Source organism: Halomonas dongshanensis (assembly GCF_024790395.1).
GTDB lineage: Bacteria > Pseudomonadota > Gammaproteobacteria > Pseudomonadales > Halomonadaceae > Vreelandella > Vreelandella dongshanensis.
In genome coordinates, this window is sequence record NZ_JAJISC010000009.1 from 66,823 (window position 1) to 84,550 (window position 17,728).

Sequence of the window (17,728 nt, forward strand, 5' to 3'; positions counted from 1 at the left end):
CCGCATGAGCGCATCCACCGACGCCAACCTCATTCCCGGCCAGCACGAGCTTTCGATGACCGTGCTGATGACACCCGACATGGCCAACTTCAGCGGCAAGGTGCACGGTGGCGCCATTCTCAAGAAACTCGATGAAGTCGCCTACGCCTGCGCCAGCCGCTACTCGGGTCACTACGTGGTTACCCTCTCGGTCGATCAGGTGCTTTTCAAGCAGCCGATTCATGTCGGCGAGCTGGTCACCTTTCTCGCCATGGTCAATCACGTTGGTCGCTCCTCCATGGAGATCGGCGTCAAAGTGGTCGCCGAAGACATTCGCAACAAATTGATTCGCCACACCAACAGCTGCTACCTGACCATGGTGGCGGTCGATGCCGATGGCAAGCCCGCGCGCGTACCGCCGCTGACCTTGGAAACGCCGCTTCAGCAGTTGCGCTTCGAAAAGGCCGCGCTGCGCAAGAAGCACCGTAAACAGGCCGAGCAGGAAGAAAAACTCGCACAGCAGCAGCATCAGTCGCATCATTGAGGGCAAGTAAGAAAACCATCGAGCCAAAGGAGTGTGCATGCTGGAAGAGAGGGAAGGTTTTCTACCGCGGCGCCAACGCCCGCGTTTGCCGCGCGGGATCGAAATCGTCCACGTCGGCTGGGATCTGCTGATTCTGCTGGCCGTGATGGCCAATTTGACACTGATCGTATTCGATACGCTCTACTTGATTCCACCGTTCAACGACGCTTTTGCTGCCTTGGCACCTACCCTTCAGGCAGACTACGAGCGCGTCATCCATCAGCGCTTTCTCGCCATCGATCTCGCCTTCGTTACGCTGTTCGCGGTCGATGTCTTGATCGGCTGGGCCGCCGCCATCATCGAGCGGCGCTACCACCGCTGGTTCTTCTATCCGTTCATTCACTGGTACGACGTACTCGGCTGCATTCCGCTAGCCGGTTTTCGCTGGCTGCGCGCGCTGCGCGTGGTATCGCTCCTCCACCGGCTACACAATCTCAAACTGATCGATGTAACGCGCTGGTCGGCTTACCGCTTCGTTGCCAAGTATTACGACATCCTGCTCGAAGAGCTTTCCGATCGCATCGCGTTGCGTCTGCTGGGCAACGTTCAGCAGCAGGTGGGGGCGAGCGACTCGCTCACCGAGCAGGTGGTCGAGCGCGTCATCATGCCGCGCAAGCAGCAGCTAATCCATGAGATCGTGCAGCGCGTCGAGCAGACCGCCGGGCGCGCCTACCAGCAAAATCGCGAAGCGGCCATGGCACACATCAGCGACGTGATCGTACGCACGCTGCGCGAAAGCCCAGAGCTCAGACGCCTCGAACGCCTGCCCATGGGCAACGCGGTAACGCAGGCGCTAGAGGCCTCGCTTAGCGATACGGCCCGGCGCTTAGTCGACGAGCTCGCGCTGGGCATCCATACTCCGGCCTTTCGCCAACTCGTCGAGCGCACCGCCGAAAGCGGCTTCGACACTTGGCTCAACGTGGATGAGGGCAGCCATCAGGTCACCGAAGCGATCATCATCGACGCCCTCGAAATGCTCAAGGACCACGTTCGCCGCCAGCGCTGGAAAGAGCGCTACGAGTGAGGCAGCGACTCAAGCCCTTGTGGCGTTAACCGCAGCCCAGAGCGCTGATGCGGTCGTTGTCGTCGAGGCGGATGTTGAGGCGGTCGATGCGGTAATCCATGGTAGCGGCATCGCCAGGGCGCAGGACGCGTACGTGGCGCGCGCCGCTGGCGCGTTTGAGCTCCTCGACCTGGGCTTCGTCGAAGTCGCGCCCGGTGGCGTCGAGCTGGCCCGCATCGCAGGTAGAGCCCGTTTGCTCGAGCGTAGGCGGCGGCGGCGCTGGTTCGACATCGCTGGCATTACCCGTTTCAGGCATGGGCGAGTAGACACAGGCAGTGAGCAGGGACAGGCAACAGCCGCCCAGAACGAGAGAGAGTGAGCGCATGGGGAGAATCCTAGGAGATAGCCAATGGGAGGGAAAGAGCTGCAAAAAAAAGCGCCCGGCATGCCGGGCGCCTTGGACTTAGTTGGAAGCGTCTTGAGCCGCATCCTGGACGGCTTCACCGCCGCGCTCGACGTCTTTGCCCGCGCCATCAACGGTGTTGCAGCCTGCCAAAGCACCTGCAGACATCAGCAGTACCAGGCTCAGCGCGAATAATTTTTTCATGGTGTTCTCCTTCACGTCTTCCTTCACGTATTGTTGCGCAGATCGATGATCTGCGCGTCGGTATCCTTACCGGTCGGCAAGTCACTATCAGAGTAACAAAGATCAACGAATCTTGCCTACTGGGCGTGCTTTCGCCTTTTCGTCACAGCTTGCCCACCTTAAGATGGCGACTCCCTATCTGATTTTTTCCTGAGCAGGAGCTCGCGATGACCTTTACCCTCGACCCACGCCTGGAAAATGATACGTACACCATTGCCGAGCTTCCGCTGTGTCGCGTACTGCTAATGAACGATGCGCGCTACCCTTGGGCCATTTTAGTACCGCGCCGACCTGGCATCACCGAGGTCTTCGCGCTTAACCAAGCAGAGCAGCGTCAGTTCTGGGAGGAAGGTACGCGTTTGGGCGAGGCGATGATGACCGCGTTCAAAGGCGACAAACTCAACGTCGCTACCCTTGGCAACGTGGTGAGCCAGCTTCATCTTCACGTGGTGATACGCCGCCAGGGCGACGACAGCTGGCCGGGGCCGGTATGGGGCCAGGGTTGCCCTCTCGCCTACGCAGATGGCGCCCTTGATGCCACCCGGGAGCAGCTAAGCGCGCTTTGCGCCGAGCTGACACGAGCACTGTCCTAGCTACCGCTTCCTAGCCCAAAGGCCCACCCGAGCGCGCCGCAGGGGAGGAGTTGAATAGTGGGCTATCGGTTGGCTGGGTTACCCCGACCACGCTGAGCGAAACACCCAGCGCCACGATGACGGCGCCGCCGGTCAGCGCCGCCCATCCCGTGAGCTTGTGCACCCAGGCCGTGTTGGCCTGCTGACGATTTAGCCGCCGCGTGGCCCATTCGCGAGCGAAAAGACTCAGCAGCGCCAGCGCCGAGACGGTAATCCCCGTACCGATCGACATCGCCAGGACGGCAGTAATACCCACGGCAAACTGGCCCAAGAGCCCCGCAGCCCCCAAGATCAGCACCGCGCCGGTACAGGGACGCATACCGATCGCCAGCACCGTCATCCCCGCCGTACGCCAGTCCAGCGCCTGGGACGGCTCGATATGATGCGTTCCGCCGCAGCCGCAGTGGGCATCGTGCACATGGGTATGCACGGCATTGCTGGGCCGAGCAGAAGCGGCAACGGGTGAGAAGGCGTACATGGGAGCAGCGCCCGATGCCGAACCCGCCCCACTGACGGGAGCAAATCCTGCAGCAGGCCCGGCGCTGTTGCCTGCCATAGCCGTAGCGGGCGCAGGGGCGACGCTGGCTGGGTCTGCGGCATAGGCGCGGCGCAGCTGGCCAAGCGCGCGCCAGCAGAGCCAGAGGCCCAGGAGCGCGACGAGCATGAAGCTCGTCTGCTCCACCCAAGCGACGCCGCCCATCGCCCGGCGGGTGACCCAGCCAAGGCCGTGCACCAGCACCATGACCATGACGATGGCGGTTACGCCCTGCATCAGCGAGGCGGCGAACGACAGCCCCAACGCACGCTTGACGGCGCCACCGTGGGAGGCGAGATAGGTCGATAACACTGCCTTACCGTGGCCAGGGCCTGCCGCGTGGAAAATACCGTAGCCGAAGCTCAGCCCCATCAGCGATAGCCAGGTAGTGGTCGACGGCGCTTGGGCCAGCTCCATGATCGCCAACGTCAAACCGCGGTGCAGATCGCGCTGCCACATCAACAGGTGAAGACTTAAGGCGCGCCACTCGCCGTGCAGCAGGGTGAAGATAAAAATCCCCGCCACTAGCGCAGCGCCCAAATAAATCCACTTACGTGCTCCTGACACCCTCACACTCCTTTACCTCTAAAACCCAATAGAGCATTGAATAATCATAGAAAAAAATAATCGGCTAACTTTTCGGCACTGTTTACTCGCCCGTTCGGCAGTCCACATTGCCGGTTTCGGCAAAGAATTGGCCAAGCTCGGTACCGCCGTCGTCGTTGATATCAAGCAGTGCCGCCTGAAGCACAAGCTCCGGATCGGGGTTGGCAAGATCGATACTGAGCTCGCAGCTCGGCTCACCGTGGTGAACCAGCGCATCGTCACGCGGCACGTTATGGTCGGCCTCGTGCACCACTTCGATGTAGTAGGTAGGATCGAATACGCGATACTGTAAACGCTTGCCTTCGAGCGGCGGCGGTGTCTCGAAAGGCAGAATGAACATAAACGTCAAGCGGTCGTTATGCTCCATGGCGGTATACTCGGTGACATCGCCAAACGTAAGCGGCGCGCCGTCGAGGGTTACCTCGGTCAGGTAATGCTGAGTCGAAAGATTGTTACGAATCTCGCCGCCTAACTGATCGAGCCCCTCCTCGAACGAGCTTCCCGGTACGTTTCTAAGCTCGTCGAACACCACCAAGCTATAGAAAGGGTCCATTCGCCATGTTTGGTGCAGCCCCGTGGCCCTGCCCTCCTCGTCGGTGATGACACGTACGCTAAGGTCGATCCAGCCGTGCGGGTGAGCTAGCGCCGACATGCTCAAACTCCATACGGCCAAGCCCATTAGCAGCGCGGTTGCGCTGCATCGAAATCGTACTATCACGCCATCTCCCATCGTACTCATGCTGTCAAACGTGCTATCCAACACGGCTGCTCAAGGCGCCACGCCAAGGCGCCGCTGCAGCGCCACCAGCCAAGGATCCAGCAGATAAGGCGGCAGCGCCTGGCCACCGCGCTGTGCCATGACGCTGACACGGCTTTGCGCGCTACCCTGATCGTCGACCTGCAGCTGCAAACGGTACTCCGGCCAACGCGCCAGGGTCGCCTCGGCGCGCCCCAGATCGAGATCGGCATAGCGCACCACGTAGCCCTGCTCCATCATCAACTCTACCGCCTGGCGAAAGGTGGTCTCGGCGGGCACCGCGTAGGTCAGCTCACGCGGCTCTGGCGGCGGCGTTGCGGCACACCCCGCAAGCCCCACCACCATGGCAAGACAGCCAAGGCGGCGCCATGTTCCCCATTGCAGCCGTTTCATCGTCTCTCTCCTAGGTTCGGGTTTGTCGCACGCGGCAAGGCTTGGGCAAAGCGCTGGCAGAAGTCGTCGTTACTGGCGGTGTAGGACTCGCGCATGTCGCCCAGGTGGTCGAAACGACGAATGTCGCGGGTAATACGCAGATAATCGTCGCTTGCGAGTATCGAGACCCGTTCGACCTCGGTGGGGATCTGACCAATGCCGGTGCCAAAGCCCACGCCGATACCACCGTGACGCGCTACACCATAGCCGCCGAAGAGCCGAAACCCGCGGCCATAGCCGTAGGCATTATCGTAGGGGTCGTAGTAGCCATGTAGTTCACGCGCGCGGCTGGCGCTGACGAGCCCGAGTGCGGTATCGCTATTGTCAAGCTTGAAGCCCCACTCGGTCAGCACATCGACGCTATGCTTGAGCGCGTCATCGGCGGCGTAAGGAAAATGGCACGATGCGGCCGGTAGCGGCTCTGCCTGAGGTAGGCGATCAGGCGTTACCTGGCACCCCGCTAACAAGACGGCGCAGGCAAGGGTCAATGGGATAGACTTCATAACGACTCCTTTCGAGGCGCGCCGCTGGTGGTTAGAAGCGCTGGTTTTTAGCCGCATCGGCGCTTAAGCTCGCTGTGATAAAGACAAGATAATCAGGAGATGGTGCCCCATGCATGTGCTGTTGTGTCCCGATAGTTTCAAAGATGCCCTAAGCGCTCAAGACGCCGCCGAGGCGATGGCCAAAGGCGTCTTGCGCCGACACCCCGACGCCAAGACGACCTGTTGCCCGCTGGCCGACGGCGGCGAAGGCAGCCTCGATGCATTGATCGCAGCAACGCAGGCCGAGCGCCGCCATATCGAGGTGAGCGATGCGCTAGGGCGCCCGCGCCGCGCCGCTTGGGGCTGGCTTGCCGCCCAGCGTACCGCGTTTATCGAACTGGCAGAAGCGAGCGGCCTGCAGCACTTGACCCCGAGCGAGCGCGACGCCCTACATACCTCGACCTACGGCGTTGGCGAGCTCTTTCTTGCCGCCCTCGATCAGGGCGCCGAGCGCGCCCTGTTGCTGCTCGGTGGCAGCGCCACCAACGACGGCGGCATCGGGATGCTATGCGCACTCGGCGCGCGCGCGCTCGATGCCGAAGGACGCGCGCTGCCTCCCGGCGGCGCTGCCCTGGCAAAGCTTGCCACGCTCGATCTCAGCGCGCTCGATCCACGCCTATCAAGCCTCGACGTTCAAGCCGCCGTAGACGTGGACAATCCGCTGCTGGGTGAGCGCGGCGCCAGTGCCATCTTCGGCCCGCAAAAGGGCGCCAGCGCCGCCGACGTTGCCACGCTCGACACAGCGCTTGGGCGCTTCGCCGACGTCACCGCCGCCACCATTGGTGCCGACTACCGCGATCTACCAGGCGCCGGTGCAGCGGGCGGCATGGGCTTTGCCGCCCGTGCCTTTTTCGCAGCGACGCTACGCCCCGGCATCGAAATGATCATGGAGCAGGTCGCCTTCGCCGAGCTGCTGGCCAAGGCCGACGTAGTGATCACCGGCGAAGGTCGTTTAGACGGCCAGAGTCTAGCGGGCAAAACGCCCATCGGCGTATCACGCGCCGCCAAGCGCGCAGGGCTTCCCGTGATCGTGCTCGCGGGAAGCCTCGGCGACGGCTGGGAAGCGTGCTTCGACGAAGGCGTGAGCGCCGCCTTTGCCTTGGCGGACGGCCCCATGACCTTAGAGCAAGCGCTGCCGCGCACTGCCGAGCTTTTGGAAGCCCGCACCCTAAGCCTTGCCGGCCTCTGGTCGTATGGCTAAATCGTGCGGCTAGGCCGTGTTGCAAGCTCACGAAGAGCCCCCTTGAAAAACGCAGCCAGCGCCAGCATCTCTTTTAGAACGGCGGTGCCGCCTGCCCTGCGTTCATGTTCTTACGCTCAAGTGCTTGCGCTCAAGTTCTTGCGCTCATGCAACGCCTGTATGGGGGCGATATAGAAAACTCGTTTTACCCGGCACCGAGCACGATCTATTCTGGAACCAACGCGAACGGGCCGCTTCGTGGCCCACGACAAGGAGGTAGGAGATGTCCGATACCAACAGCATTGGTCTTCACGAAGCCAGCGCCAGCCAGCTCGCCGAGAAACTCAATCACCTGCTGGCCAACTACCAGATTTTCTATATGAACGTGCGGGGTTACCACTGGAACATCAAGGGTAACGACTTCTTCGAGTTGCACGTCAAGTTCGAGGAGTTCTACACCGATCTACTGACCAAGATCGACGAAGTCGCCGAGCGTATCCTGACGTTGGGGCACAAGCCGGTACACGCCTACAGCGACTACGCCAAGCTCTCGCACATTCAGGAAGACAAGGACGTCAGCGACGGCAAGACCTGCGTCAAAGGCGTTCTCAAGGGCTTTCAGACGCTGATCGAGCTGCAGCGCGAAGTGCTTTCGCTGGCCTCCGACGCCGACGATGAAGGTACCGCCTCGCAGGTAAGCGATTACATCCGCGAGCAGGAAAAAACCGTGTGGATGCTCAACGCCTACCTTGGCCGTTGATGCCTCTATGGCAAGCGCGCAAAGCAATGACGTTGTGAGCCAGTAGCTGAGAAGCAGTAACGCAAGACGGCGCCGTGAAGGCGCCGTCTTGCGTCGTACGCGTCTATACCTAACGCTTATCCCACCGCTTAGCGAGGTTGCGCACTTGCCAGGTCTTCGATCAGCGCGCGTAGCATGCTCCAAAACTCCACTACTGACTCAAGCTCGACGCGCTCATCCGGCGAGTGGGCGCCGCGAATTAGGGGGCCAAAGGAGATCATGTCGAGCTCGGGGTACTTGGCTCCGAGAATGCCACACTCGAGCCCGGCGTGAATCACCTTCACCGCTGGCTCTGCCCCTAGAAGCGCCTGATGGCGCGCTTTGAAGGTTTCCAACAGGGTGCTTTGCGGATTTGGCGCCCAGCCCGGATAGCCGTTATCCACTTTCACTCGCGCGCCCATCAGGCCAAACAGCGCGCTAAAACGATCCGCCATGGCGTCAGTGGCGCTGTCGTGCAGCGAGCGCACCAGCGCACACAGATGCAGGCGCCCGTCGCTAAGGCTCAACACGCCGAGGTTATTGGACGTTTCGACCACGCCTGGCACATCCGCACTCATGCGCTCCACGCCGCAGGGGGTGGCGGTGAGCGCGGCGAGCAGCATGGCGCTGGCGTCCCGCGTTAGCGGCTCCTGCGCGGTCTTCTCAACGCGCGTGAGCGTTAGCGAAAGCCCCGGATCGCCGCTGCCAAGTTCCGCTTTCAGCACGGCTTCGAGCTTGGCGATCTTGTCACAAGCGGCCTCGAGCTCATCGGCGGGAAGCGCAAGGGTGGCAAACGCCTCGCGGGGGATGGCGTTGCGCAAGGTGCCACCGCGGTAGTCGATCAACCGGGCGTCGAGCATATCCAGCGCACGCAGGGCACGCACCAGCAGCCGGTTGGCATTGCCCAGGGGCTTATGGATATCGATACCGGAATGGCCGCCCTTGAGGCCGGTGAGCGCCAGAGCAATCACCGCTTCGTCATCGCCAAGCGCCTTGCCCGGAAGCTGGGCATCGACCATCACGTCCGCCCCGCCCGCGCAGCCAATATAGACTTCGCCACGGGCTTCGCTGTCAAGATTCAGCAGCAAGGATCCTTCGAGCCAGTGTTCGGCAAGCCCCAGCGCCCCGCCCATGGAGGTCTCTTCTTCGAGCGTGAACAGCGCCTCCAGCGGGCCATGGGTGAGCGTGTCGTCTTCGAGTACGGCGAGAATTGCCGCCACGCCCAGGCCGTTGTCCGCCCCCAGCGTCGTGCCATCGGCGTGTAGCCAGCCGTCTTTCACGTAGGTGCGAATCGGATCTTTCTCGAAGTCGTGGGGCGTATCGGCGTTGGCCTGAGCGACCATATCGAGGTGCCCCTGAAGAATCACGCCGGGGGCGCTTTCATGCCCTGGGCTGGCCGGCTTCTTGATGCGCAGATTGCCGAAGGCGTCGCGGTCGTGGGCAAAGCCGAACGCATCGGCAAAGGCTTCGAGCTTCGCGACGAGCGCGGCTTCGTGGCCCGAGGGCCTTGGCGTATTACACAGGGTGCGAAAATGGCGCCAAACCAGTGTGGGCTCAAGCGCGTCGAGATGGGCGTTCGTAGTGTCGGTCATTATCGGCTCGTCGTCATCGTTAACCGGCCTACTTTAGCGCCCAGGCTCGAGCGGGAAAAGTGCGTTAACCAAAAGCGCCCTCTTCCAGCACGCTTGCCACCGCAGCACGCAGCGCCTTCACCGACGCCCCGGGCGAAGCGTCGAGCGCGCGGTTCTGAAACGCCCAACCCGCCAACCGCTCTATCGCCTCCCCTGTTACGCCTAAGCGGCTTGCCTGCTGCGCTAGCGCCTTGAGCGCCGGGCGGGCAAAGACCGGATCGCGATGGGATTGGGCCACATCCATGCAGTCGCGCCTGCTCTCTTCCCCCCATAACGGCGCCGGAAGCGTGGCGAGTAGCGCGACCACCACGCGAGCGGGCAGCGCCTTGAGTTCGAAAGCCAACCGTTCGGGCAACTGCTCGGCAAAGCGCTCGGCCAAGCGCGCGAGCACCGCCTCCCCCGAGGGGCTCAGGGCGCAGGCGAGCATGACCGCTACCTCACCGGTCGACGCCTCTGGGGTGACGCCCAAGCGTACCGGTACGAAGCCCTGGGTCAGCCAGAAGCGGAGCAGCTCGGCATCGGCGCCGAAGGTCGCGCCATACAGATCGATACCGCGCTCGGCAGCGTCACGTCGATCTGCTGCCAACAGCGCCGCTCCCAGCCCCCGACGACGTAGCTCAGGATGCGTGGCAATACGCGTCACCCGGCACCAGCGCGCCGCCAGCGCCTCACGACTGCCTTCGTGGGCGGCCAAGGACTGCGCCATGAGATGGCCGTGAGGCCGCCGCTCTCCTCGCGCCACGCGCTCGCACAGTGCGCTATCGAAACCACCTTCGTCACGGCTGATCAGCACCGCCTGGGGCGCCTGCGGCGTGCCCAGCACGCGCAGCGCCACGTTCGGCCCATCGAGCCACTGACGCAGGTCACTTGGCGAGGTGCGGTAGTGCGACTGCACCAAGAGACCAAAGAGCGCTGCAAGCGCGGGCTCGTCTTGGGCAAGCGTAGGGCGCTTAAGCCGCACGGCCGTTGGCGTCTCGAGGCCGCGCGCTGTAGAGAGTTTCGGCAATGGCGCCTTGAGCAGCAGTAGACGATTGACGCTACCTTCGAGCGGGTCGCCCTCGGCCCAGCGGATCGGTGTGGTCAGCTCTAGCGCCTTCCAGTCGGGCGTCTGGCGCGCCAGCACGGCTTGAAAACGCAGCGCAAAGCCGCGCCCCGAACCTTCGTAGCCATGCACCGTGGTGGCGAAGGCGATTCGCGGAAATGCCGCGAGCCACTGGCTCAGCCGCACAGCGGGAAGCGCAGCGGCTTCATCGACCAGCAGGTAGCTACCGGCCCCACCCACCTCGCCGCGCGCGAGCGCTTGGTCGAGTGCATCCGGGGCAAGATAGCGCAGCGTGCGCCCTTCGGCGTCAAACAGCTGCGACGCATCATGGCCCGCTTGTGGGCAGAGCGCACTCACCCGGGCAAATAGGCTGGCAATCGCGCGGAAGTGGGGGGCGGTCACGATGATCTCGTTCACGCCCGCCGCCCACAGCCGCACGCAGGCAATGCCAAGCGCCGCGCTCTTGCCCCGACCGCGATCGGCGGTGATCACCAGCGGACGGCGACGCTTTAGCCGTGTCAGCTCCCTCACCGCGCGGGCTTGATCGTCGCTAAGGCAGTCGGCATCGCTTTGGCTCGATGCGGTGGGCAAACGCTGGACTAGTCGGCCCAGGCGAGGCGATGTCTCAACGTCCCAGTGAGTGATACCAGGGTCGTCTCGCATCAGCCGTGCAAGGCGCATGAGGTAGTGGGCGCTAAGCGCTGACGCATCATGCGGGTAGTCGGCCAAGCGTGCGTAATCGGCGTCTGGGGCGCTGCCAAGTTCGCGCGGCGTGAGCAGTAGCAAGAGCCCTCCGGCGGCAAGCGTGCCCGCCAGAGCGCCCAAGGCATCAGGGTCGAGGCCCGAGGGTGCGAAGGTATCGATCACCACGAGATCGTGCTCGCCGCCCAGCTGCTGGCGCGCGCGGCGTAGGCGTATGCTGGGCGCCACCAAGGGGGCCTCGCTCACCCACAGCGGCGCCTGCCAGTCGTTGGCCTGCCACAGCGCCAGCGCTTCACGCTGGCACGCCTCGCGCTCGCCATAAAGCCACACTAGCTGGCGCCAGCGACGGCGCGCCAAGCGCTTGACGTGCGCTAGTAGCGTACTCGTGGCCTTCGCGGCCATATCGCCCTCCTTCATTGAATATCTCTAGCACTTTGGTGTGATATCGGCGTCGCTTTCAACGCTTCTTGGCGTCAGCAAAGCGCTGTGACTATCTCACCAGCGGTGCTAAGCCATTGGTGCATAGCGTAAATCTTGCAGCGCAGGACGAATATCGAGCATCGTCTCCTACCGGGCTTCGCCCTTGGTCGACATTGCTTTGCTTGGCGCAGGCTGTGCTAATTTAGCGCTGTAGCGCCTTGCCTCCCCTTTACGTCAACGTAAGTCGCTTGCTTCCTGCTTTGGGTATCCAACATCAATAACCAACGCCACGCTAACAGGAATCCCACCATGAAAAAGACCATGCCCCTTGCCCTCTCCGGCCTTGCCGCCGGGGTCATGCTGGCGGCGCTAAGCTCGACCGCTTACGCTCAGCAACAGTGGACCATGACCTCGACCTGGGCCGAAAACCTGGACCTGATCAAGATCGACCAGCACTGGGTCGAGCTGGTCAATCAGTTGGCCGGTGACGAGCTTCAGATCAACTTCCGCGCGGGCGGCACGCTAATGCCCGGCAGCGAAGTGTTCGACGCCACCGAGACCGGCAGCATCGAGGCCGCCGGCGACTGGCCTGGCTACTGGGCAGGGCTCAACCCGGCCTTTTCTCCCTTGGCGACCACCACGAGCCTGTTCAACGGCGTCGATTACCTCAACTGGATTCAGCAGTGGGGCGGGCGCGAGCTCTACGAGGAGATCTACGGCCAGTTCAACATGATCTACCTGCCCTACGGTATTACCAATAACGAGTCGGGATTCATGGGCCGCACGCCGATCGCGAGTATCGCCGACCTGCAGGGCAAGCGCCTGCGGCTTTCCGGGCGCGACCAGGGCCGCGTGCTCGAACAGCTGGGCGGCTCCCAGGTCACGCTTGCCGGAGGCGAAGTGTATCAGGCCATCGAACGGGGAGTGATCGATGCCGGCGAGTTCTCGACCCCGGGGGTGGACTACAACGCGGGCTTCTCCGAGGTCGCCGACAACTGGGCAACGCCAGGCTGGCACCAGTCTGCCAGCGTTTTTGGGGTGATGATCAACAAGGATGCTTGGGACGCGCTATCGGAAGAGACCCAGGCGAAGCTGCGCATCGCAGCCGATGCCACCATGGCGTGGTCGCTGGCCTGGTCGGAGCGGCAGTCCAACGATGCCACCCAGCGCTTCATCGACGACGGTATCACCATCAACCAGTTCTCGGCCGAAGATCTCGAGCGCATCCAAGACGTCACCAACCAGGTGATCGTTCAAGGCGCCTGTGAAAATGCCGATCACGCTAAGGTCTACCACTCGATGATCAGCTATCTGCAAGAGTACGCCACCTGGCGCGACGTTTCGGTGCCTTACAACATGAGCCGCACCATGGATAACTTACCTTCGCTCGATGAGATCGAAGCCTGCATGTAAGGCATGAACCGGCCGCCCCGACCGGGGCGGCGTGTGCTGACGATGGAGACCTTCCATGACCGCGCTTGCCAACGCGATCGATGCGATCAATGAGTGGCTGGGCCGACTCATTGCGCCGCTGATCGCGATCATTACGCTGATCGTACTTTTCGATATCGCCTCGCGCTTCTTTCTCGGCCGCCCGAGCGACTGGGCGTTCGATGTCACCAAGATGCTCTTTGGCGCCCACTTCATGCTGCTGGCCGCCTTTGGCCTGCGCCACCACGTCCACGTCGAGGTCGACATCCTCAAACGGCTGCTGTCGCGGCGCAAACAGGCCGTACTCGACCTCGTGGGTTACGCGCTGTTCTGCGCACCGTTTTTGTGGATGCTGCTGACCTACGGCTGGGCGTTTTTCGACCGTGCCTTCACGCGCGGCGAGACCACCTACGGCATGGTCGCGCTGCCGGTCTACCCGATCAAGGGTGTGATCGTGGTAGCGGCGGCACTGCTGCTGCTCCAGGCCGTCGCCATCGTGCTGCGAGCCATCGTCGCGTTGCGTAAGGAGAGTGTGGCATGAACCTGAGTCCCGAGCTGCTCACGCTAGTGATGTTCGGCGGCCTGATCATTGGGCTCTTCATGGGGCATCCGCTGGCGTTCGTACTGGGGGGAACGGCGGTCATCGGCGCCTTTCTCGGCCCCGGCGAGCGGGTGCTGGGCACCTTGATCAACAACATCTACGGCAACGCCATGGACAATTACGTCCTGGTGGCGATTCCGCTGTTCGTACTCATGGCGCGCTTTCTCAACGACTCCGGCGTCACCGAGCGAATGTTCGAGGCCATGCGCCTCTTGCTTGCCAACCTGCGCGGGGGCCTTGCGCTCACCGTGGTCATCGTTTCGGTGCTCTTGGCTGCGACTACCGGTATCGTCGGCGCCTCCATTGCGGTAATGGGGATGATCGCGCTGGTGCCGATGCTGCGCTACGGCTACAACAAGGAGCTCAGCGCCGGTGTCATCATGGCCAGCGGCTGTCTCGGCATTCTGATTCCGCCGAGCATCATGCTGATTCTGATGGCGAGCTACTCGCCGGTCTCGGTCGGGGCGCTATTTGCCGGGGCGCTGGTGCCGGGGCTACTGCTTGGGATGATGTACGCGCTCTACGTGCTGGTGATCTGTCATCTGCGCCCCGACTACGGCCCGCGCGTGCCCGCCGTGGAACGCGCTACGGTAAGCACGCGGGCGCTTTTGATCATGCTGGGTAAGTACGTAGTGCCGCCGATGTCGCTGATTCTCGGCGTATTGGGCGCGCTATTCGCCGGGATCGCCACGGCGACGGAGGCCTCGGCCATTGGCGTATTGATTGCCTTCCTGCTGTTTTTGATCTTCGGCGATAGAAAGCCCTCTACCTGCTATCGCACCCTGATCGACGCCGGCAAGACCACCACCATGGTAATGCTGGTATTGGTGGGAGCCACCGCCTTCACCGGGGTGTTCTCGCGCGGCGGCGGTATGCAGGTAATTCAGGATCTGCTATTGGCGATGCCCGGCGGCACTACCGGTGCGCTGATCATGATGCTGTTGTTGGTCTTCGTACTGGGCATGTTTTTGGACTGGACCGGCATCGTGCTCTTGAGCTTTCCCATCATGCTGCCGATCATCCAGCAGATGGGCGTTGACCCATTGTGGTTCGTGGTGATGGTCGCGGTGGTACTGCAAACGTCGTTTTTGACCCCGCCGTTTGGCTACGCGCTGTTTTATCTGAAGGGCGTCGCCCCGCCCGGGGTGGAGATCGTCGATCTGTACCGCGCCGTGGTGCCCTTCGTCATTCTCATCCTGCTCGCCTGCGCGCTGCTTTGGCTCTTCCCCGTATTGATTACGGGACTACCGGGCGTGATGGTAGGTTACTGAGTCGTGAATAAGACGTCGCCGCCGCTTCTTTAAGCGGCGGCGAACGCCGTTTAGTGCGCTTCGTCCCAGTTATCGCCGCTTTCGGCTTCGACGATGAGCGGCACCTTCAATTCTGCAGCGCCCTGCATGCGCTGCTGCACCTCTTTGATGAAGCTCTCTACCTGGGCTTCTTTTACCTCGAACACCAGCTCATCGTGCACCTGCATGACCATCAGCGCGTCGAACTCGCCCTTCTCTAGCCAGGCATCGACGTCGATCATCGCCTGCTTGATGATGTCGGCGGCGGTGCCCTGCATGGGCGCGTTGATTGCGGTGCGCTCGGCGCCCTGACGGCGAGCGCGGTTCTGGGCGTTGATCTCGGGTAGGTAGAGGCGACGACCAAAGACCGTTTCGACGAAGCCATCTTCGGCGGCCTGGCTGCGGATGCGCTCCATGTAGCGCGCCACCCCCGGGTAGCGGTCGAAGTAGCGGTCGATGTAGGTCTGCGCTTGATTACGCTCGATGCGCAGTTGGCGGGCGAGCCCCCAGGCGCTCATACCGTAGATCAGCCCAAAGTTGATCGCCTTGGCGCTGCGGCGCTGGTCACTCGAGACCTTGTCCAGCGAGGTGCCAAACACTTCTGCGGCGGTGGCGGTGTGGATATCGCGGTTTTCGGCAAAGGCCTCCAAAAGCCCCTTGTCCTCGGAGAGGTGCGCCATGATGCGCAGCTCGATCTGCGAGTAGTCGGCGGCGACGATCTTGTAGCCGGGCCGAGCAACGAAGGCTTGGCGAATCTTACGCCCCTCGTCGGTACGGATGGGAATGTTCTGCAGGTTGGGATCACTCGACGAGAGCCGCCCGGTGGCGGTGACCGCTTGATGGTAGCTGGTATGCACCCGCTTGCTCTGCTTGTTGATCAGCCGGGGGAGCTTGTCGGTGTAGGTCGATTTGAGCTTGGAGAGCCCGCGGTGCTGCATGATCACCTTGGGCAGCGGATAGTCGAGCGCCAGCTCCTCGAGCACCGCCTCGGCGGTGGAGGGCGCACCCTTGGGCGTCTTCTTGATCACCGGAATCTTGAGCTCATCGAACAGGATCGCGCCGAGTTGCTTGGGTGAGCCCAGATTGAACTCGCGTCCGGCGAGTTCGAAGGCTTCGCTCTCGAGCTCGCGGATGCGTTTATCGAGCTGCTGGCTCTGAGCGTGTAGGCGCTCGGCGTCCAGCGCCACGCCGCTGCGCTCCATGTGCGAAAGCACCTTGATCAGCGGCAGTTCCAGGGTGTCGAGCACGTCACTCAAACGCCCCTCTTTTTCGACCATCGGGCGCAAAGTGTCGTGCAGGCGCAGGGTAATGTCGACGTCTTCGCAGGCGTAGGGCACCGCCTCTTCCAGGGCGATTTGGTTGAAGGTAAGCTGCTTGGCGCCCTTGCCTGCAATCTCTTCAAACGAAATGGTCTTCTCGCCTAAATACTTCAGCGCTAATGAGTCCATATCGTGACGGGTGGCGGTGGAGTTGAGCACGTACGACGCCAACATGGTGTCGGCAAAGGGCCCGGCAACGGTGATGGCGTAATTGGCCAGCACTGAGATGTCGTACTTGAGGTTCTGGCCGATCTTGACGACACGGTCATTTTCCAAAATCGGCTTGAGCGCGTCGAGCACCTCGGCGCGGTCGAGCTGGGCGGGCGCGTCGAGGTAGTCGTGAGCCACGGGAATATACGCCGCTTCGCCCGCCTCAAGCGCAAGGCCAATACCGACGATCTCGGCCTCCATGTAGTTCAAGCTGGTGGTTTCGAGATCGAAGCAGAAGCGCTCGGCCTTCTCGAGCCGGGCGATCCACGCCTTCAGCGTCTTTACGTCGCTAATGATGACGTCCCGACGCTCGGCGCTCCCCTGGGTAGCGTCGCTCGTCTCATCCGCCGCCTCTGGCGTGGGCGTGCCACCGCTGACGTCATCAACGCCTTCGTCGTTGCCGTCGAGTAGCTCACTCAGCCACTGTTTGAACTCGAGCGTTGTATAGAGCTGGCGCAGCGCCTCACGATCGGGCTGAGCGAGTTCCAGATCGTCGAGGCCCACGGGCAGCTCGCAGTCGGTCTTGATGGTGGCGAGCTCATAGGAGAGGTAGGCCTGCTCCTTGTGCTCTTCGAGCTTTTTACCCAGCGACTTGGCGCCGCGAAACGAAAGCCCCTGGATGCTGTCGAGGTCGCCGAAAATGGCGGCGAGGCCGCCACCAACGCCCTGCAGGAGCCCGAGCGCGGTCTTCTCCCCCACCCCCGGTACGCCGGGAATGTTATCGACCTTGTCGCCCATCAGCGCCAAGTAGTCGATGATCAACTCAGGCGGCAGACCGAATTTCTCCTTCACGCCCGCGACATCAAGCGTTTCGTCCTTCATGGTGTTGACCAGCGTAATGTGCGCATTGACCAGTTGCGCCATGTCCTTGTCGCCGGTAGAAATCACCGCGTCACGCCCGGCCTGGGTCGCCGCGTGGGCCAGGGTGCCGATGACGTCGTCTGCCTCGACCCCTTCGATACACAGAAGCGGCAGCCCCAGCGCCCGCACGCAGGCGTGCAACGGCTCGACCTGGCTGCGTAGATCGTCAGGCATGGGCGGGCGATGGGCCTTGTAGTCTGAGTAGATAGCGTCGCGAAACGTCTTGCCTGGAGCGTCGAAGACCACCGCCATGGGGCTTTCGGGGTAATCCTTCATCAGCCGTTTGAGCATGTTCAGCACGCCCTTTACCGCACCCGTGGGCTGGCCGTTGGACGCGGTCAGCGGCGGCAGCGCATGGAAGGCGCGGTAGAGATACGAAGAGCCATCGACGAGAACGATAGGAGCGCGGGCCATAATCCTTGATCCATTGAGACGTGAATGTCTTGCATGATACGCGCTGTACCGTGCGCTGCCGAATCGAAAGGCGCCTTGCATGCCAGACTCCCAGCAGAACGGCTATCAACGACGCCACCCAAGCCGCTACAATAT

At 62.4% G+C, this 17,728-nt stretch carries 17 protein-coding genes; 8 read left to right on the plus strand and 9 right to left on the minus strand.

The genetic code is table 11. From position 1 onward, the window contains the following. The first annotated feature begins 4 nt into the window (after positions 1-4). Together LLY24_RS16780 and LLY24_RS16785 are read left to right on the plus strand one after the other, a co-directional pair. Entirely contained in the window at positions 5-523 is a 519-nt protein-coding gene (locus tag LLY24_RS16780; RefSeq protein ID WP_259037461.1) for an acyl-CoA thioesterase, read from the plus strand. Positions 524-560: 37 nt separating this feature from the next. Next, complete coding sequence (locus LLY24_RS16785; protein ID WP_259037462.1) at positions 561-1,586, plus strand: ion transporter; 1,026 nt, start codon at positions 561-563, stop codon at positions 1,584-1,586. Positions 1,587-1,611: 25 nt separating this feature from the next. Here LLY24_RS16785 and LLY24_RS16790 read toward each other — a convergent pair whose 3' ends face one another. Next, on the minus strand, positions 1,612-1,950 hold the full coding sequence (locus tag LLY24_RS16790) for an I78 family peptidase inhibitor (RefSeq protein ID WP_259037463.1): 339 nt from the start codon (positions 1,948-1,950) through the stop codon (positions 1,612-1,614). A 78-nt stretch (positions 1,951-2,028) separates the two neighbouring features. Next, positions 2,029-2,172, minus strand: coding sequence for an entericidin A/B family lipoprotein (locus tag LLY24_RS16795; RefSeq protein WP_259037464.1), 144 nt, complete (start codon positions 2,170-2,172; stop codon positions 2,029-2,031). 206 nt (positions 2,173-2,378) lie between these two features. Here LLY24_RS16795 and LLY24_RS16800 point away from each other — a divergent pair, with 206 nt between their 5' ends. Next, complete coding sequence (locus LLY24_RS16800) at positions 2,379-2,804, plus strand: HIT domain-containing protein (protein WP_259037465.1); 426 nt, start codon at positions 2,379-2,381, stop codon at positions 2,802-2,804. Between the two features lie 10 nt (positions 2,805-2,814). Here LLY24_RS16800 and LLY24_RS16805 read toward each other — a convergent pair whose 3' ends face one another. The 4 genes from LLY24_RS16805 to LLY24_RS16820 form a co-directional block, all read right to left on the minus strand. Continuing rightward, positions 2,815-3,945, minus strand: a complete 1,131-nt coding sequence (locus LLY24_RS16805; RefSeq protein WP_427854572.1) for a nickel/cobalt transporter — start codon at positions 3,943-3,945, stop codon at positions 2,815-2,817. An 82-nt stretch (positions 3,946-4,027) separates the two neighbouring features. Further along, positions 4,028-4,714, minus strand: a complete 687-nt coding sequence (locus LLY24_RS16810; protein WP_259037580.1) for a DUF1007 family protein — start codon at positions 4,712-4,714, stop codon at positions 4,028-4,030. A 39-nt stretch (positions 4,715-4,753) separates the two neighbouring features. Then, positions 4,754-5,134 (minus strand): hypothetical protein, encoded by a 381-nt coding sequence (locus LLY24_RS16815; RefSeq protein WP_259037466.1) that lies wholly within the window; start codon positions 5,132-5,134, stop codon positions 4,754-4,756. Beyond that, positions 5,131-5,676, minus strand: coding sequence for a hypothetical protein (locus tag LLY24_RS16820; RefSeq protein ID WP_259037467.1), 546 nt, complete (start codon positions 5,674-5,676; stop codon positions 5,131-5,133). The genes LLY24_RS16815 and LLY24_RS16820 overlap by 4 nt, the downstream gene beginning before the upstream one ends. A 109-nt stretch (positions 5,677-5,785) precedes the next feature. Between LLY24_RS16820 and LLY24_RS16825 the strand changes: the two genes are divergently transcribed. Beyond that, positions 5,786-6,916, plus strand: coding sequence for a glycerate kinase (locus LLY24_RS16825; RefSeq protein WP_259037468.1), 1,131 nt, complete (start codon positions 5,786-5,788; stop codon positions 6,914-6,916). A 262-nt stretch (positions 6,917-7,178) separates the two neighbouring features. Next, positions 7,179-7,655, plus strand: a complete 477-nt coding sequence (locus tag LLY24_RS16830) for a Dps family protein (RefSeq protein ID WP_259037469.1) — start codon at positions 7,179-7,181, stop codon at positions 7,653-7,655. A 128-nt stretch (positions 7,656-7,783) separates the two neighbouring features. Here the strand turns inward: LLY24_RS16830 and LLY24_RS16835 are convergent, their stop codons facing one another. Further along, a complete protein-coding gene (locus tag LLY24_RS16835) occupies positions 7,784-9,265 on the minus strand; it encodes an aminoacyl-histidine dipeptidase (protein WP_259037470.1) in 1,482 nt (493 codons plus the stop codon). 64 nt (positions 9,266-9,329) lie between these two features. Then, entirely contained in the window at positions 9,330-11,450 is a 2,121-nt protein-coding gene (locus LLY24_RS16840; RefSeq protein WP_259037471.1) for a tRNA(Met) cytidine acetyltransferase TmcA domain-containing protein, read from the minus strand. Positions 11,451-11,777: 327 nt separating this feature from the next. Here LLY24_RS16840 and dctP point away from each other — a divergent pair, with 327 nt between their 5' ends. From dctP to LLY24_RS16855, 3 genes are read left to right on the plus strand one after another with little or no spacing between them, the layout of a single operon-like run. Continuing rightward, the gene (gene dctP, locus LLY24_RS16845; RefSeq protein WP_259037472.1) at positions 11,778-12,881 is read left to right on the plus strand and encodes a TRAP transporter substrate-binding protein DctP; all 1,104 of its coding nucleotides are present in this window, start codon (positions 11,778-11,780) and stop codon (positions 12,879-12,881) included. A 55-nt stretch (positions 12,882-12,936) separates the two neighbouring features. Beyond that, complete coding sequence (locus LLY24_RS16850; protein WP_259037473.1) at positions 12,937-13,440, plus strand: TRAP transporter small permease subunit; 504 nt, start codon at positions 12,937-12,939, stop codon at positions 13,438-13,440. Further along, positions 13,437-14,771 carry a TRAP transporter large permease gene (locus tag LLY24_RS16855; protein WP_259037474.1) on the plus strand — a complete coding sequence of 445 codons (1,335 nt, stop codon included), beginning with the start codon at positions 13,437-13,439 and terminating at the stop codon, positions 14,769-14,771. Before LLY24_RS16850 ends, LLY24_RS16855 begins: the two co-directional genes overlap by 4 nt. 50 nt (positions 14,772-14,821) lie before the next feature. Here LLY24_RS16855 and polA read toward each other — a convergent pair whose 3' ends face one another. Continuing rightward, positions 14,822-17,593: a DNA polymerase I gene (gene polA / locus LLY24_RS16860; RefSeq protein WP_259037475.1), complete on the minus strand. Its 2,772-nt coding sequence runs from the start codon at positions 17,591-17,593 to the stop codon at positions 14,822-14,824. Positions 17,594-17,728 lie beyond the last annotated feature (135 nt).

Excerpts from the sequence above, each read along its gene's own strand:
- LLY24_RS16790 (WP_259037463.1), bottom strand. The coding sequence starts at position 1,950 with ATGCGCTCACTCTCTCTCGTTCTGGGCGGCTGTTGCCTGTCCCTGCTC.
- LLY24_RS16850 (WP_259037473.1), top strand. The coding sequence starts at position 12,937 with ATGACCGCGCTTGCCAACGCGATCGATGCGATCAATGAGTGGCTGGGC.
- LLY24_RS16835 (WP_259037470.1), bottom strand. The coding sequence starts at position 9,265 with ATGACCGACACTACGAACGCCCATCTCGACGCGCTTGAGCCCACACTG.
- dctP (WP_259037472.1), top strand. The coding sequence starts at position 11,778 with ATGAAAAAGACCATGCCCCTTGCCCTCTCCGGCCTTGCCGCCGGGGTC.
- LLY24_RS16825 (WP_259037468.1), top strand. The coding sequence starts at position 5,786 with ATGCATGTGCTGTTGTGTCCCGATAGTTTCAAAGATGCCCTAAGCGCT.
- LLY24_RS16785 (WP_259037462.1), top strand. The coding sequence starts at position 561 with ATGCTGGAAGAGAGGGAAGGTTTTCTACCGCGGCGCCAACGCCCGCGT.
- LLY24_RS16820 (WP_259037467.1), bottom strand. The coding sequence starts at position 5,676 with ATGAAGTCTATCCCATTGACCCTTGCCTGCGCCGTCTTGTTAGCGGGG.
- LLY24_RS16855 (WP_259037474.1), top strand. The coding sequence starts at position 13,437 with ATGAACCTGAGTCCCGAGCTGCTCACGCTAGTGATGTTCGGCGGCCTG.
- LLY24_RS16780 (WP_259037461.1), top strand. The coding sequence starts at position 5 with ATGAGCGCATCCACCGACGCCAACCTCATTCCCGGCCAGCACGAGCTT.
- LLY24_RS16815 (WP_259037466.1), bottom strand. The coding sequence starts at position 5,134 with ATGAAACGGCTGCAATGGGGAACATGGCGCCGCCTTGGCTGTCTTGCC.
- LLY24_RS16840 (WP_259037471.1), bottom strand. The coding sequence starts at position 11,450 with ATGGCCGCGAAGGCCACGAGTACGCTACTAGCGCACGTCAAGCGCTTG.
- LLY24_RS16830 (WP_259037469.1), top strand. The coding sequence starts at position 7,179 with ATGTCCGATACCAACAGCATTGGTCTTCACGAAGCCAGCGCCAGCCAG.
- LLY24_RS16800 (WP_259037465.1), top strand. The coding sequence starts at position 2,379 with ATGACCTTTACCCTCGACCCACGCCTGGAAAATGATACGTACACCATT.
- LLY24_RS16810 (WP_259037580.1), bottom strand. The coding sequence starts at position 4,714 with ATGGGAGATGGCGTGATAGTACGATTTCGATGCAGCGCAACCGCGCTG.
- LLY24_RS16795 (WP_259037464.1), bottom strand. The coding sequence starts at position 2,172 with ATGAAAAAATTATTCGCGCTGAGCCTGGTACTGCTGATGTCTGCAGGT.
- polA (WP_259037475.1), bottom strand. The coding sequence starts at position 17,593 with ATGGCCCGCGCTCCTATCGTTCTCGTCGATGGCTCTTCGTATCTCTAC.